This window comes from Pseudomonas sp. FIP_A4 (assembly GCF_036701605.1).
GTDB classification, from domain to species: domain Bacteria; phylum Pseudomonadota; class Gammaproteobacteria; order Pseudomonadales; family Pseudomonadaceae; genus Stutzerimonas; species Stutzerimonas phenolilytica.
Genome location: NZ_JAYDXP010000126.1, coordinates 151155 through 164797, shown reverse-complemented (window position 1 = coordinate 164797; position 13643 = coordinate 151155). Strand labels below are relative to the sequence as shown.

The following is a 13643-nucleotide window of genomic DNA, read 5'->3' as shown; positions in this document are numbered from 1 at the left end:
GACGCCGAAACCCGCGCAGCGCAGATGGCCTTCGAGACCTCGCGGCAGACCGACGAGTCCGCGCGGCAAGGCGCCGCGGTGGTCCAGCAGTCGGTCAGCGTGGTGCAGAGCATCGCCGATGAACTTGCGCAGGTCGCGCAGGCCATCGGCGCGCTGAGCGCCCAGTCGGAAGAAATCGGCAGCATCGTCGGCGCCATTCGCGGCATTGCCGAGCAGACCAACCTGCTGGCGCTCAACGCAGCCATCGAGGCGGCCCGCGCCGGCGAGCAGGGTCGCGGCTTCGCGGTGGTCGCCGATGAGGTACGCAACCTGGCGCAGCGCACCAGCCAGGCGACCGTGGCCATTACCGAGGTGGTCGGTAAGAACCGCGAACTGGCCCGGGTGGCGACGGAGAGCATGCAGGCCAGCACGCGCAAGGCGGAACAAGGCGTCGCCCTCGCCAATCAGGCCGGCACGGTCATCCTCGACATACAGCACGGCGCGCAGCAGGTCGTGGAAGCCATCGGTGAATTCGCCCAGACCCTGGCCTCTCCGGGGCACTGAGCAAACCCTGGCTCCCTTGCCCCGGGCCGCCTGCGGCTCGCGCTCGGCAGGCGGGCCGCTAGGCGCTCAGAACTGTTCGGCCTCCAGGCCGTAGAGCGAGGCGCTGCCGGCGCGGATGCTACCCTCCAGCCCCAGCGTGCGCGGCAGCAGGTGCTCGAAATAGAACGCCGCGCTGGCCAGCTTGGCGCGGTAGAAGGCGTCGTCGGCCGCGCCGCGGGCAGCGCTGGCCGCCATGCGCGCCCACATGTAGGCATAGGCGGTGTAGCCGAACAGCTGCAGGTATTCCACCGACGCCGCGCCGACGGCGTTGGCGTCTGCGTGCGCCTGCTCCTGCAACCAGGCGCTGACTTGCTCCAGACGCTCGACCGCCTCGTGCAGCGCGGCGTTGAACGGCGTGTAGTGGGTCGCGGCGAAAGCGCGGACCTCATCGGTGAACAGCCGCAGCGACACACCACCGTTGGCGACCACCTTGCGTCCGAGCAGATCGAGCGCCTGGATGCCGTTGGTGCCTTCGTAGATCTGTGCGATGCGCACGTCGCGTACCAGCTGCTCCTGCCCCCATTCGCGGATGTAGCCGTGGCCACCGAACACCTGCTGGCCGAGAACACAGCTCTCGAACCCGGCATCGGTGAAGAACGCCTTGGCCACCGGCGTCAGCAATGCCACCAGCGCCTCGGCGCGCTCCTTCTGCGCCGGATCGTCGGCGTACTTGGCCAGGTCCAGCTGCTGGCCGACGTAGCAGGCGAAAGCGCGCCCGCCCTCGGTCATGGTCTTCATGGTCAGCAGCATGCGCCGCACATCGGCGTGGACGATGATCGGGTCGGCGCTCCGCTCGGGCGCGACCGGCCCCGTGGCCGCACGGCTCTGCAAGCGTTCGCGGGCGTAGTCGCGCGCCGCCTGGTACGAGGCCTCGGCGCAGCCGATGCCCTGGATGCCGATGGACAGCCGCTCGTAATTCATCATGGTGAACATCGCCGCCAGGCCCTTGTTCAGCTCGCCGACCAGATAGCCGTAGGCGCCGTCGAAGTTCATCACGCAGGTGGCCGAGGCCTTGATGCCCATCTTGTGCTCGATGGAGCCGCAGGACACCGCGTTCGCCGCCCCGAGGCTGCCGTCCTCGCCGACCAACACCTTCGGCACGAGGAACAGCGAGATGCCTTTCGGCCCGGCCGGGGCGTCGGGCAGCTTGGCCAGCACCAGATGGATGATGTTCTCGGTCAGGTCCTGCTCGCCGCCGGTAATGAAGATCTTGGTGCCGCTGATGCGGTAGCTGCCGTCGGCCTGCGGCTCGGCGCGGGTGCGGATGATGCCCAGGTCCGTGCCGGCGTGCGGCTCGGTCAGGCACATGGAGCCGGCCCAGCGGCCCTCGTACAGCGGCGGCAGGTAGCGCTGCCGGAGAGCTTCGCTGGCATGCGCGTCGATGGCCAGGCAGGCGCCGGAACTCAGCGCCGAATACAGCGCGAAGCTCGAATTGGCCGCGTAGAGCATTTCCTCGAAGGCCACCGCGAGCATCTTCGGCATGCCCATGCCGCCGTATTCGGGATTGCCCGCCAGTCCCACCCAGCCGCCTTCGGCGTAGGTGGCATAGGCCTCGCGAAAGCCCGCCGGGGTGCGCACCCGGCCTTCGAGCCACTGCGCGCCCTCCTCGTCGCCGCTGCGGTTCAGCGGTGCCAGCAGCTCGCCGGTGACCTTGGCCGCCTCGTCGAGAATGGCGTTGGCGGTCTCGGCATCGATCCGCTCGGCCAGCGCCGGCAGGCGCGCCCACAGCGCAGGCGCATCGAAGACTTCGTGGAGGATGAAGCGGGCGTCACGCAGATCGGCCTTGTAGCTGGGCATGGTGGATTACCTCGGGCGGCAGGATGGGTTCTGGGGAAGGCAGCTGGCGCAGGCCGGGAAGGCTGCCGAGCAGCAGCGCATCGACCAGCCGGGTCTGCTGCTCGGCCGTGAGGCCATGCGCGGCCAGCCAGAGCGGCAGATGTTCGATGAGTTCGAGCAGCACGCGACCAGCCGTCGGCGCCTCGCCGCCCTGCAGCCAGGTAGCGAGCTGCTCGACGATGCGTCGGCGCAGGCTGTCGATGCGGCGCCGGTGGCCATCGCGCAGGCAGTGCCGCTCGCGCGTGGCCAGCAGGAAGCGCGACGGACAGTGTCGATACAGCTCGACCAGCGCCCGGCTCAGCCGCTGCACGCGCGGGCGCACGGCCGGTTCGCCGCGCACACCGCGCTCGGCGAGCAGCAACAGATGCTCGTAATGCTCCTCCAGCGCGTCGAACAGCAGCTCTTCCTTGCCGGCGACATGCGTGTACAGGGTCGCGGTGGAAATGCCCATGTGGCTGGCCAGCCGGCGCAGGCTGACCTGACCGAAGCCCTCGTCGGCGAACAGCTGCAGCGCACGCTCGCGGCTGATTTCAAAGGTTGCGGCAGATCGGGCGTGCATGGCAGCCTCCACGGAGATGGTCGGGCCTGCACGCAGGCGACGGTGTGAGCCAGTCTAGGCAGGCGCCGAGTGCACTTGCTATGCCCAAAACCGTCGTTGCAGCGGCATAGATTCGGCCACCCGACGCCACCGCGGGCGCAAGCCAGACCCCAGCAAACGGATAGCAACGCCATGCGTGAACAGGATTCGGTGGCGGCCTACCTCGTCCAGGCCGCGCTTCATCGTCTGCGCGACAACCCGGCGCGCCTGCAGCAGGTGCTCGCCGCCGCGGGCATCGACGCCGCCGCGCTGACCGCGCCGCACGCCCAGGTGCCGGCCGCCGCGGTCAGCCGCTTCTGGCTGGCGATGAGCGCCGAGCTGGGCGACGAATTCTTCGGCTTCGACTCCCACGGCCTGCCCAACGGCAGCTTCGCCCTGATCTGTCGCGGGCTGATCCAGGAAACCAGCCTGGGCAAGGCGCTGCCGCGCTGCCTGCAGTACCTCGGCCTGTTCATCCACGACATCCGCGCGACGCTGGAGGTGCGCAATGGCCAGGCCGTCGTCAGGCTGAGCAGCGAGCTGGCCGACCCAACGCTCAAGGGCCCGGCCGAGGAAATCTTCCTCAGCATCGTGCTGGGCGTGATGTGCTGGCTGGTGGGCCGGCGCATTCCACTCAATCGCAGCCAATTCAGCACCCCCGCGCCGGCCGGCGAGACCACGCCGTGGCACTGGGGGCCGCTGGTGGAATATGACGGCGCGCAGACCGAGGTGGCCTTCGAGGCCAGCTACCTGCGCTTGCCGGTGATCCAGGATGGCGCCTCGCTGCGCGCCTTCCTGCGCAGCTGTCCGCAATGGCTGGTGGTGCGTTTTCGCAACGACAGCGGCCTGGCCTCGCAGATCTTCCGCGCGCTGCGCAGCCAGCCCAGCGATCAGTGGCCGACGCTCGCCGCCATCGCCCGCGCGCGCGGGCTTGGCGAGCAGGTGCTGCGGCGGCAACTGGCCAAGGAAGGTTTCACCTATCAGGAGATCAAGCACGAGGTGCGCCGCGCCCTGGTGTTCAACCTGCTGCGCGACCGCCAGCTGAGCATCAGCGAAATCGCCGTGCGCGCCGGCTTCCAGGAGCCCAGCGCGTTTCATCGACTGTTCCGCCGCTGGACCGGCCAGAGCCCGGGGCAATTTCGCAGCCAGCTGCACCCGCCGCCGCGGAGTTGAGCGTCACAGCACGAATAAACTGTATGCATATACAGATTTTCGGTTGCCGGCGCCGCGCTTTCTGCCCATGCTTGGCGCTCGTTGCAGCCATCGATGACCAGCATGCGGCTCTTTCTCTGCGAAAAACCCTCCCAGGCCAAAGACATCGCCAAGGTGCTCGGCGCCAACCGGCGCGGCGACGGCTGCTGGCAGGGTGCCGGCGTGAGCGTGACCTGGTGCATCGGCCACCTGCTGGAGACCGCGCCGCCGGATGCCTATGACGCGCGCTACAAGCGCTGGGTTCTGGCCGACCTGCCGATCGTGCCGCAGCAGTGGAAGATGCAGGTCAAGCCGAAGACCGCCAGCCAGTTCAAGGCGGTCAAGCGCCTGCTCGGCGAGTGCGCGGAGCTGGTGATCGCCACCGACGCCGACCGCGAGGGCGAGATGATCGCCCGCGAGCTGGTCGAGCACTGCCGCTATCTCGGGCCGATCCAGCGGTTGTGGCTGTCGGCGCTGGACGAGGCGTCGATCCGCAAGGCACTCGGCGCGCTCAAACCGGGCGGCGAGACCTTCAACCTCTACCAGGCCGCGCTGGGCCGCTCGCGCGCCGACTGGCTGATCGGCATGAACATGAGCCGGCTGTTCACCCTGCTCGGCCGCCAGTCCGGCTACCAGGGCGTGCTCCCGGTGGGTCGCGTGCAGACGCCGACGCTGCGCCTGGTGGTCGACCGCGACCGCAGCATCGCCGACTTCGTGCCGGTGCCGTTCTGGGCCATCGACGTGCAGCTGCTGGCTGATGGCACGCCGTTCACCGCGCAGTGGCGCGCCCCGGAAGATGCCTGCGACGAGCAGGGCCGCTGCCTCAACCCCGAGCTGGCGCGCGACGCCGCCGAGGCCATGCGCCGCGCCGGCAGCGCGCGGCTCGTCGAGCTGAACACCGAACGGATGCGCGAGGCGGCGCCGCTGCCGTTCGATCTCGGCACATTGCAGGAGGTCTGCTCGAAGAAGCTCGGCCTCGGCGCCCAGGAAACCCTCGACATCGCCCAGGCGCTGTACGAAACGCACAAACTCATCACCTACCCGCGCAGCGACTGCGGCTACCTGCCGCTCAGCCAGCACGCCGAAGCCCCGGCGATCCTCGCCGCACTGGGTACTGCCGATCCGGCGCTGGCTGCCCTGGCGCCGCACCTCGACGCCCGGCGCCGTTCGCGGGCCTGGAACGATGCGAAGGTGAGCGCGCACCACGGCATCATCCCCACCGTCGCCGCGCAGGCCTCGGCGCGCCTGAGCGGCAAGCCGCGCGCCGTCTACGGGCTGATCCGCGCGCGCTATCTGGCGCAGTTCCTGCCCCACCACGAGTACGACCGCACCCAGGCCGACTTCACCTGCGCCGGCCAGACGCTGCGCGCGGTGGGCAAGTGCATCGTCGAGCCGGGCTGGCGTCGCGCGCTGCCCGAGGCACTGACGCCGGCCAAAGGCCGCGAAGCGCACGAGCCGCAGGCGCTGCCGGCACTCGCCGCGAACCAGGACTGCGCGGTGCAAGAGGTAACGCTCAAGGACCAGCACACCCAACCCCCCAAGCCGTTCACCGAGGGCGAACTGATCAAGGCGATGAAGAACGTCGCCAGGCTGGTCGACGACCCGCGCCTGAAGCAGAAGCTCAAGGACACCACCGGCATCGGCACCGAGGCGACGCGCGCCGGGATCATCCAGGGCCTGCTCGAACGCGGCTACCTGAGCAAACAGGGCAAGGCGCTGGCCGCCACGCCCGCGGCGTTCGGCCTGATCGACGCGGTGCCGCGGCCGATCGCCGACCCCGGCACCACGGCGATCTGGGAGCAGGCGCTGGATATGGTGCAGAACGGCGAGATGTCACTGGAGGAATTCGTCGTCAAGCAGTCGGCGTGGATGAGCAAGCTGGTCGAACGCTGCGCCGGCTTGCGCCTCACCATCAGCGGGCCGCCCGTGCGCGGCGGCGCGCCCTGGAAGAAAAAACGCAAGGCCGCCGCACACAAAGCAACCACCGGCAAGCGCCGCCAGGCCGCGGCCGCCCCGCGCTGAGAGGCCGCCTCAGCCGCCGAGCAGGCTGAACAGGAACGCCGCGCCGACACCGAGCGCCACCAGGCTGGCGATCAGCACCGCCGCGGCGGCGATGTCCTTGGCCACGCCGATCTCCGGGTGCTGCTGCGGGTGCAGGTGGTCGAGCAGGGTTTCCAGCGCACTGTTGAGCAGCTCGGCGATCACCACCAGGCCCACCGTCAGCGTCAGGACCGCCCACCAGATGGCAGCCGGGCGCGTCAGCAGCAGCACCAGGGTCGCGGCCAGCAGGTGCGTGCGCAGGCTGCGTTCGCGGCGCCAGGCCTGCGCCAGGCCGTGACGGGCGAACCGCAGGCGACGGTAAAACGGTTGTCCCTTCATGACGGCTCCTTGGCTGGCGGGCCTCCCATGCTCCCAGCAGATCAGCGGCAAATCCAGCCGCACGCGCGGTGCCGGTGGCGGCTGCGGAACATGCCGGCGCCGCCGCGCTCTGAATGCTGACGGTACCGGGCGCTGCGCCCGGGCACCGTCACGCGCCGCGGCCTGCGCCGTTCGACCGCCTCGCCGGGGCATTTGCCATTCTTTCGCAAGAGGACCTTCCCATGCGCAAGCTGCTTCTGCTGTCCCTCGCCCTCGCCAGCCCGCTGGCCCTGGCCGAACCCGAGTGCACCAGCGCCGACAAGGCGCAGTGGCAGGACCAGGACAAGTTCCAGGCCGACCTCAAGGCCCAGGGCTACGAGATCAAGAAGTTCAAGGTCACCGACGGCAACTGCTACGAAATCTACGGCTGGAACAAGGACAAGCAAAAGGTCGAGATCTATTTCGATCCGGTGAGCGGCGAGGCGGTCAAGACCGAGATCGACGACTGACATGAAACCCGAACGCGTCACGCTCTGGGACCCGCTGGTGCGCCTGTTCCACTGGTCGCTGGCCGGCGCCTTCATCGCCAACTACTTCTTCACCGAGGAGGGCGAGGCGTGGCATCGCTGGCTGGGCTACTACGCCGTGGCCTGGCTGGCGATCCGCCTGGTGTGGGGGTTCGTCGGCACGCCGGCGGCGCGCTGGGCCGACTTCTGGCCCAGCCGCGCGCGGCTGGCCGAACATCTGGGCGCGCTGCTGCACGGGCGGCCCTACCATCGCCTGGGGCATTCGCCGCTCGGCGCGCTGGTGATGATCCTGATGATGCTGCTGATGCTCGGCCTGGGCGTAACCGGCTTTCTGATGGAGGAAGTCGACTACTTCTGGGGGCTGGACGGCCCTCTGATCGTGCACGATGCTTTCGCCAACGCGCTGCTCGGACTGGTCGGCCTGCACCTGCTGGCCGCGCTGGTGGAAAGCCTGCGGCTGCGCGAAAACCTCTTTCTCTCGATGGTGACCGGACGCCGACGCCGGCTGTGAAGCTCACCATTCGCATTCTGGAGCGACCATGAGCAAAGCGATCTACGTTCAACCCGGCGGCGGCTACGACAAGGTCATCGTCGGCAGCTGCCCGGCGCGCGAACCGGCGGCCGGCGAAATCACCGTGCGCCTGCGCGCCAACTCGCTCAACTACCACGATTTCGCCGTGGTCAGCGGCATGTGGGGGCCGAGCGAGCCGCGCATCCCGATGGCGGACGGCGCCGGTGAGGTGATCGCGGTGGGTGCCGGGGTCAGCGAGTTCGCCGTCGGCGATCAAGTGGTCAGCACCTTCTTCCCCGACTGGCTGGACGGCGAGCCACTGGTGGAAGGCTTCGCCACGGTGCCCGGCGACGGCATCGACGGCTACGCGCGCGAGACGGTGACCGCCCGCGCCACCTCGTTCACCCGTGCGCCGGAGGGCTGGAGCCATGCCGAGGCGGCGACCCTGACCACCGCCGGACTCACCGCCTGGCGCGCGCTGATGGTCGACGGCGCGCTCAAGCCCGGCGAGACGGTGCTGGTGCAGGGCACCGGCGGCGTATCGATTTTCGCCTTGCAGTTCGCCAAGCTGGCCGGCGCCACGGTGATCGCCACTTCCTCCAGCGACGACAAGCTCGAACGCCTGCGCGGCCTCGGTGCCGACCACCTGATCAACTACCGCAGCACCCCGGAGTGGGGCCAGCGCGTGCTCGAACTCACCGATGGCCGTGGCGTCGACCACGTCATTGAGGTCGGTGGCCCAGCGACGCTGGTGCAGTCGATGGCCGCCACCCGCATCGGCGGGCACATCGCGGTGATCGGCATCCTCACCGGGGTGGCCGGCGAGCTGCCGCTGGTCACCGCGCTGGTGCGCCAGCTGCGCCTGCAGGGCGTGCTGGTCGGCAGCCGCACCCAGCAGCAGGCGATGATCCGCGCCATCGACGCCAACGGCCTGCGTCCGGTGATCGACCGGCATTTCCCACTGGAGCAGATCTGCGACGCCTTCCGCTATCAGGAGAGCAATCGCCACTTCGGCAAGATCTGCCTGGATATCTGAGCCTTCAGGCCACTGGCGGCGCGCCGACGGGCACCTCTAAAAACGTAGACGAGGCAGCCAGCGCAAGGCGAAAACAGGCGAAAAAGCGCAGTTTACGAATTGTAAATGAGCATTTTGAGCCTGTTTTCAACACAGCGATGGCAACGCAGGTAGTTTTTAGAGGTGCCCGATTGCGAGCGCCGCCAGGCGTGCCTGCAGCAGCGCGGGAAAGCGCTTGAACCAGAGCTGATTGAGCGGCGAAGGATGCGGCAGCGGATGCAGGACGAATTCCCGCAGCGCGCCGTGTTCGTCGTGCAGCCGCACGTCGATGCTCGCGCTGAAGCGGTCGTCGCGCCGCCAGAACGCCTCCAGCCGTTCACGCACCGCGCGCGGCTGGTCGATGCCGAACCAGAGAAACGCCTCGCGACCGAAGGTGACGACGTGCCGGCCGTGCCATTCGGCCAGCAGCAGCTCGCGCAGCAACGGTTGGAAGCGCCGCTTGACCGCCATCGACCAGGCCCGGTTGCCCAGCGGCTTGTACGGCACGGTGCCGAGCCAGAAGAAACCCCGCCCTACCGCCAGCGCCGCATCGAAGTCCGGCGGCGCCGTGCCATGCAGCTGGCGATGCAGCGCGCGGCGCACGCTCTGCCCGCTGGCACCGACGAACGGCGCGCCGTGGCGAACCTCCTCGCGGCCCGGATCGCGACCGAAGAAACACAGTGGTGCGGCGGCATCGCCGAGGCCGAGGATCGGCTCCAGCGGGTCCTTGCCAAACTGTCGGTAGACCTCGACGTCGATGCCCGTGGTGTCGGCCGCGAGCCGGCGAAACGCCTCGCGGCGTCGTGCGTCGAGCACTCAGAAGTCCGCTTCGTCGACCGGCTCCACTGCATCGGCCGGAATGACGTAGGCGGCGTCGGCGAGTTCGTTGCTCACCGTCTCGATCTTCAGCGTGCCGTCGACCCACAGCGGCGTGTAGATATCGTCGAGCTGAATGCCACGCGGGTAGCGCACCAGCACGATCTGATTCGGCGGTGGCGGCGGCACGTGGATGCAGGCGCCCGGATAGGGCACCAGGAAGAACAGCGTGCTGCGGCCCTGCTCGTCGCTTTCCAGCGGCACCGGATAGCCGCCCAGGCGCACCGGTTTGCCGTCGAGCGCCGGCACTGTCTTGGCCGAATACATCACGGCCGGCAGCCCGGCGCCCTGCTTGAGCGCACCCCGGGCGCTGAAGCCCGGGTCCTCGGTGCCGCCGTGGTCGATCTCCGGCATGTCCTCCAGCGCCTGGCGATCCTCGGGCGGCATCAGCTCCAGCCAGTCGAGTTCCGGCGGGGCGGCGTGGGCAAGCAGGGAACAGCAGAGCAACAGCGGCAGCAGCAATCGGGGCATGGCGGGCGGTTCGGTGGAGGGATGGGCCGCCACGGCGGCCCGCGGCGGATCAGTGGTTGCGGCGGGTCAGCGCACCGTAAATGACCAGCAGGATGATCGCACCGACCACCGCGCCGATAAAGCCTGCGCCCTCGCCGGCTTCGTACAGGCCAAGCGCTTGGCCGCCGTAGCTGGCCAGCAGCGAGCCGCCGATACCGAGCAGGATGGTCATGATCCAGCCCATGCTGTCGTTGCCCGGCTTGAGGAAACGCGCGATGAGGCCGACGATCAGGCCGATGAGGATGGTACCGATGATGCCCATGTGATTCTCCCGGGTCCGTAGGTGGTAACCGATGGACCCGGGCGACGGCGGTTGCGTTCGCGGCAGCCGGACGACCGGAGCGTCAGGCGTGGCTGATCAGCGTCTCGACCGCGGTGATCTGCCGGTCCAGCGTGGCGCGGTCGGGACAGCGCAGCGTGGCGTGGCCGACCTTGCGCCCGGCCTTGAACGCCTTGCCGTAATGATGCAGGTGGCAGTCCTCGACGGCGATGACCCTGGCCACCTCCGGCACTTCGCCGATGAAGTTGAGCATGGCGCTCTCACCGAGCTTGGCGGTCGAGCCCAGCGGCAGGCCGGCGACGGCGCGCAGGTGGTTCTCGAACTGGCTGCACTCGGCGCCTTCGATGGTCCAGTGCCCCGAGTTGTGCACGCGCGGCGCGATCTCGTTGGCCTTCAGACCGCCGTCCACCTCGAAGAACTCGAAGGCCAGCACGCCGACGTAGTCGAGCTTCTCCAGCACGCGGCCGACGTAGTCCTCGGCCAGCGCCTGCAGCGGATGGTTGCTGCTGGCCACCGACAACCGCAGGATGCCGCTCTCGTGGGTGTTGTGCACCAGCGGGTAGAAGCAGGTTTCGCCGTCACGGCCGCGCACGGCGATCAGCGAGACTTCGCCGGTGAATGGCACGAAGCCCTCGAGGATGCACGGTACGCTGCCCAGTTCGGCGAACGCGCCGGCAACGTCGGCAGGCTTGCGCAGCAGCTTCTGGCCCTTGCCGTCGTAACCCAGGGTGCGCGTCTTGAGCACCGCCGGCAGGCCGATGGCGGCCACTGCGGCGTCGAGATCGGCCTGCGACTGGATGTCGGCAAACTCCGGCGTGGGAATGCCGAGGTCCTTGAACATGGATTTCTCGAACCAACGATCGCGGGCGATGCGCAGCGACTCGGCGCTCGGGTAGACCGGCACGAACTGCGAAAGGAAGGCCACCGTCTCGGCCGGCACGCTCTCGAACTCGAACGTCACCAGGTCCACCTCGTCGGCCAGCCGGCGCAGGTGTTCCTTGTCGTCGTAGTCGGCGCGGATGTGCTCGCCGAGCGCCTGGGCGCAGGCGTCCGGCGCCGGGTCGAGGAAGGCGAAGCTCATGCCCAGCGGAGTGCCCGCCAAGGCCAGCATGCGGCCCAGCTGGCCGCCACCGATCACACCAATTTTCATAACTCACGGCCCTTCGTTAGGCGGCCATCCGCGCGCGCCGATGGCAAGTGTAGAACCCGCTCAGCCGCGCGGGTCGGGGTTGTCCAGCACACTCTGGGTCTGCTCGTCGCGGAATTTTTTCAGCGCAGCGTGATATTCCGGGAACTCGTGGCCGAGGATGCTCGCCGACAGCAGCGCGGCGTTGATCGCGCCAGCCTTGCCGATAGCCAGGGTGGCGACCGGCACGCCGGCCGGCATCTGCACGATGGACAGCAGCGAATCGACCCCGGAGAGCATCGACGACTGCACCGGCACGCCGAGCACCGGCAGATGGGTCTTGGCGGCGCACATGCCCGGCAGGTGGGCGGCACCGCCGGCACCGGCGATGATCACGCGCAGCCCGCGGGCTTCGGCCTGTTCGGCGTACTGGAAGAGCAAATCCGGGGTGCGGTGAGCGGAAACCACCGTCACCTCATGGGGAATGCCCAGCTTTTCCAGCATCTCGGCGGTGTGGCTGAGGGTGGACCAATCGGACTTCGAGCCCATGATCACGCCTACCAGTGCGGTCATCGTCGTGCCTCTTTCTCGCGCCTTGCCGGCGCATCAGGAACAACGGCCGCGCTGGGGGCAGCGCGGCCGTTAGGAAAAAGGGCCGGAACCAGTCCGACCGAAGGCCGCGCAGTATATCGCAAGCCCCGGCGCGCCGGCACCCGCGCTTGTCCGCCAGGCGCCGCCCGATCGGGATGGGCTGGCGCCGGTTCTCGCGCCGCCGGCAGGTGCCTCAGGCTTGCTATGCTCGCCGCGTACTGTGAATGGAGGTGCCGTGTTCTCGTTGAAGCGCCAGGGCGATTTCCGCCTGCAACTGACCCGAACCCTAACCCAGCCGGGCCGGCATCTGGTCGAGCTGTACCTGTTCACGCCCCACGAGACCACCTTGTCCGGCCACACCTTGAGCGAGGAGCAGTTCTTCCACGGCGCGCTGATGCACCGTTTCCGCCTGCTCGGCCTGCCGGTCCAGGACCGCGCCAGCAAGCTGGACACCGCCTTCTCGCTGATCTCGCCGCACTACGAGATCATGCACGGCGCCTGGTTCTTCCGTTATCAGGCGTCGCTGGACCGCCTGCGCCAGCAGCTGCAGGGCAAGGCATCCGCCGAGCAGCTGGCGCGCGCGTTGCGCCTGAGCCAGAACTTCGCCCAGCGCCTGCGCAAGGGCGAGCCGCAGCAGAGCAAGCAATCGCGCTATTTCCGCCAGCTGGACGTCTACTTTTCCTGGCTGGCCGAGCAGTTCCTGCTGGAAAGCATGACGCTGGAAGGCTACGACGAACTGGACGACGAGCTAAAACGGGCGGCCCTGGAGTTCATCCAGCAGGAACGCCGCTACCGCGCCGAGCACGACTACCTGGGCGACTTCAAGGGTCCGCCGACCCGCGTGTGGAACCGCATGGGCCTCTACCAGCGGCTGCTGGAGTACCCGGTGGTGCTGCGCCAGCAGCTGATCGAACTGGGCGCCGGCACCCGCAAGCTGGTGAAGGCGGCGTCCACCATGCTGATCATGTCGCTGTTCACCTACTTCCTGTTCAACGTGCGCGATGCCAGTCAGAAGCTCTCCTTCGCCCTGCTGATGGGCATCGCGCTGATCTACGCGATTCGCGACGTGTTGCGCGACGACCTGATCGATACCGCCACCCGCTGGCTACGCAAGGGCAAGCCCCGCTGGAAGCTGCGCCTGCTGATGCCCTACACGCAGAAGGTGATGGCCCAGCAGCTGCTCTGGCTCGACTACCGCAAGCTGGGCGAGCTTCAGCGTGCGGTGCGCGAGCATTCGGGCAAGTGGGCCACCAACGAGGAGCGGCAGATCGTCTGCTACCGCTCACGGCTGCTGCTGGACAAGGCAGCGCTGACTCAGAACCAGATCCAGGAGCGTCTGACCCTGGATTTCGAGCCGCTCTGCGCGTTGATCCAGGCCAGCCACCAGCAGCTCTACGAATGGCAGGAGGAAGATGGCCAGCCGCCGGTCATCCAGGCGCACGCCATCGAAAAGCAGCACGACTACAACCTGCTGCTGGTCAGCCGGCAACCCGGTGAGCCGGGCGAGATCGCCCAGCGCTGGACCTTGCGCCTGAGCGCCGGCGGCATCGTGCGCTGCGAAAACAAGGCGGTACCCTGGCCGGACGCTGAGTCGCGCTCACGTTGGTGGCGACGGGGCTGAGGG

15 protein-coding genes are annotated in these 13643 nt (G+C 68.5%); 7 read left to right on the top strand and 8 right to left on the bottom strand.

Going from position 1 to position 13643, the window contains the following annotated elements; all coding sequences use genetic code 11:
• Nucleotides 1–24 precede the first annotated feature (24 nt).
• The gene (locus U8L64_RS20400; RefSeq protein ID WP_223250023.1) at nucleotides 25–543 is read left to right on the top strand and encodes a methyl-accepting chemotaxis protein; all 519 of its coding nucleotides are present in this window, start codon (nucleotides 25–27) and stop codon (nucleotides 541–543) included.
• Nucleotides 544–609: 66 nt separating this feature from the next.
• Here U8L64_RS20400 and U8L64_RS13980 read toward each other — a convergent pair whose 3' ends face one another.
• Together U8L64_RS13980 and U8L64_RS13975 are read right to left on the bottom strand one after the other, a co-directional pair.
• Nucleotides 610–2379: an acyl-CoA dehydrogenase C-terminal domain-containing protein gene (locus tag U8L64_RS13980; RefSeq protein WP_333398096.1), complete on the bottom strand. Its 1770-nt coding sequence runs from the start codon at nucleotides 2377–2379 to the stop codon at nucleotides 610–612.
• Nucleotides 2351–2977: a TetR/AcrR family transcriptional regulator gene (locus U8L64_RS13975; RefSeq protein ID WP_333398095.1), complete on the bottom strand. Its 627-nt coding sequence runs from the start codon at nucleotides 2975–2977 to the stop codon at nucleotides 2351–2353. Before U8L64_RS13975 ends, U8L64_RS13980 begins: the two co-directional genes overlap by 29 nt.
• Nucleotides 2978–3148: 171 nt before the next feature.
• On the opposite strand from U8L64_RS13975, the gene U8L64_RS13970 reads away from it, so the two are divergent.
• The gene (locus U8L64_RS13970) at nucleotides 3149–4168 is read left to right on the top strand and encodes an AraC family transcriptional regulator (RefSeq protein ID WP_165594111.1); all 1020 of its coding nucleotides are present in this window, start codon (nucleotides 3149–3151) and stop codon (nucleotides 4166–4168) included.
• Nucleotides 4169–4270: 102 nt separating this feature from the next.
• The gene (locus U8L64_RS13965; RefSeq protein WP_333398094.1) at nucleotides 4271–6208 is read left to right on the top strand and encodes a DNA topoisomerase III; all 1938 of its coding nucleotides are present in this window, start codon (nucleotides 4271–4273) and stop codon (nucleotides 6206–6208) included.
• Nucleotides 6209–6217: 9 nt separating this feature from the next.
• On the opposite strand, the gene U8L64_RS13960 is transcribed toward U8L64_RS13965, so the two are convergent.
• Entirely contained in the window at nucleotides 6218–6565 is a 348-nt protein-coding gene (locus U8L64_RS13960; protein WP_333398093.1) for a diacylglycerol kinase, read from the bottom strand.
• A 221-nt stretch (nucleotides 6566–6786) separates the two neighbouring features.
• On the opposite strand from U8L64_RS13960, the gene U8L64_RS13955 reads away from it, so the two are divergent.
• From U8L64_RS13955 to U8L64_RS13945, 3 genes are read left to right on the top strand one after another with little or no spacing between them, the layout of a single operon-like run.
• Nucleotides 6787–7053, top strand: a complete 267-nt coding sequence (locus tag U8L64_RS13955; RefSeq protein WP_003286335.1) for a PepSY domain-containing protein — start codon at nucleotides 6787–6789, stop codon at nucleotides 7051–7053.
• A 1-nt stretch (nucleotide 7054) separates the two neighbouring features.
• A complete protein-coding gene (locus U8L64_RS13950) occupies nucleotides 7055–7582 on the top strand; it encodes a cytochrome b/b6 domain-containing protein (protein WP_333398092.1) in 528 nt (175 codons plus the stop codon).
• Between the two features lie 28 nt (nucleotides 7583–7610).
• On the top strand, nucleotides 7611–8618 hold the full coding sequence (locus U8L64_RS13945; RefSeq protein ID WP_333398091.1) for a zinc-dependent alcohol dehydrogenase family protein: 1008 nt from the start codon (nucleotides 7611–7613) through the stop codon (nucleotides 8616–8618).
• A gap of 156 nt (nucleotides 8619–8774) precedes the next feature.
• Here the strand turns inward: U8L64_RS13945 and U8L64_RS13940 are convergent, their stop codons facing one another.
• From U8L64_RS13940 to purE, 5 genes are all read right to left on the bottom strand, one after another.
• A complete protein-coding gene (locus U8L64_RS13940; protein WP_333398090.1) occupies nucleotides 8775–9452 on the bottom strand; it encodes a uracil-DNA glycosylase family protein in 678 nt (225 codons plus the stop codon).
• A complete protein-coding gene (locus tag U8L64_RS13935; protein ID WP_333398089.1) occupies nucleotides 9453–9983 on the bottom strand; it encodes a DUF3299 domain-containing protein in 531 nt (176 codons plus the stop codon).
• A gap of 49 nt (nucleotides 9984–10032) precedes the next feature.
• The gene (locus tag U8L64_RS13930; RefSeq protein ID WP_043298794.1) at nucleotides 10033–10284 is read right to left on the bottom strand and encodes a GlsB/YeaQ/YmgE family stress response membrane protein; all 252 of its coding nucleotides are present in this window, start codon (nucleotides 10282–10284) and stop codon (nucleotides 10033–10035) included.
• 82 nt (nucleotides 10285–10366) lie between these two features.
• Nucleotides 10367–11452, bottom strand: coding sequence for a 5-(carboxyamino)imidazole ribonucleotide synthase (locus U8L64_RS13925; RefSeq protein WP_043298793.1), 1086 nt, complete (start codon nucleotides 11450–11452; stop codon nucleotides 10367–10369).
• Nucleotides 11453–11512: 60 nt separating this feature from the next.
• Nucleotides 11513–12001: a 5-(carboxyamino)imidazole ribonucleotide mutase gene (gene purE / locus U8L64_RS13920; protein ID WP_008568582.1), complete on the bottom strand. Its 489-nt coding sequence runs from the start codon at nucleotides 11999–12001 to the stop codon at nucleotides 11513–11515.
• Nucleotides 12002–12254: 253 nt separating this feature from the next.
• Between purE and U8L64_RS13915 the strand changes: the two genes are divergently transcribed.
• A complete protein-coding gene (locus U8L64_RS13915; protein ID WP_043298792.1) occupies nucleotides 12255–13640 on the top strand; it encodes a hypothetical protein in 1386 nt (461 codons plus the stop codon).
• The last annotated feature ends 3 nt before the right edge of the window (nucleotides 13641–13643 follow it).

Bases quoted from the DNA above. Each gene is read 5' to 3' on its own strand.
- U8L64_RS20400 (WP_223250023.1), top strand. From the start codon at position 25: ATGGCCTTCGAGACCTCGCGGCAGACCGACGAGTCCGCGCGGCAAGGC.
- U8L64_RS13980 (WP_333398096.1), bottom strand. From the start codon at position 2,379: ATGCCCAGCTACAAGGCCGATCTGCGTGACGCCCGCTTCATCCTCCAC.
- U8L64_RS13975 (WP_333398095.1), bottom strand. From the start codon at position 2,977: ATGCACGCCCGATCTGCCGCAACCTTTGAAATCAGCCGCGAGCGTGCG.
- U8L64_RS13970 (WP_165594111.1), top strand. From the start codon at position 3,149: ATGCGTGAACAGGATTCGGTGGCGGCCTACCTCGTCCAGGCCGCGCTT.
- U8L64_RS13965 (WP_333398094.1), top strand. From the start codon at position 4,271: ATGCGGCTCTTTCTCTGCGAAAAACCCTCCCAGGCCAAAGACATCGCC.
- U8L64_RS13960 (WP_333398093.1), bottom strand. From the start codon at position 6,565: ATGAAGGGACAACCGTTTTACCGTCGCCTGCGGTTCGCCCGTCACGGC.
- U8L64_RS13955 (WP_003286335.1), top strand. From the start codon at position 6,787: ATGCGCAAGCTGCTTCTGCTGTCCCTCGCCCTCGCCAGCCCGCTGGCC.
- U8L64_RS13950 (WP_333398092.1), top strand. From the start codon at position 7,055: ATGAAACCCGAACGCGTCACGCTCTGGGACCCGCTGGTGCGCCTGTTC.
- U8L64_RS13945 (WP_333398091.1), top strand. From the start codon at position 7,611: ATGAGCAAAGCGATCTACGTTCAACCCGGCGGCGGCTACGACAAGGTC.
- U8L64_RS13935 (WP_333398089.1), bottom strand. From the start codon at position 9,983: ATGCCCCGATTGCTGCTGCCGCTGTTGCTCTGCTGTTCCCTGCTTGCC.
- U8L64_RS13930 (WP_043298794.1), bottom strand. From the start codon at position 10,284: ATGGGCATCATCGGTACCATCCTCATCGGCCTGATCGTCGGCCTCATC.
- U8L64_RS13925 (WP_043298793.1), bottom strand. From the start codon at position 11,452: ATGAAAATTGGTGTGATCGGTGGCGGCCAGCTGGGCCGCATGCTGGCC.
- purE (WP_008568582.1), bottom strand. From the start codon at position 12,001: ATGACCGCACTGGTAGGCGTGATCATGGGCTCGAAGTCCGATTGGTCC.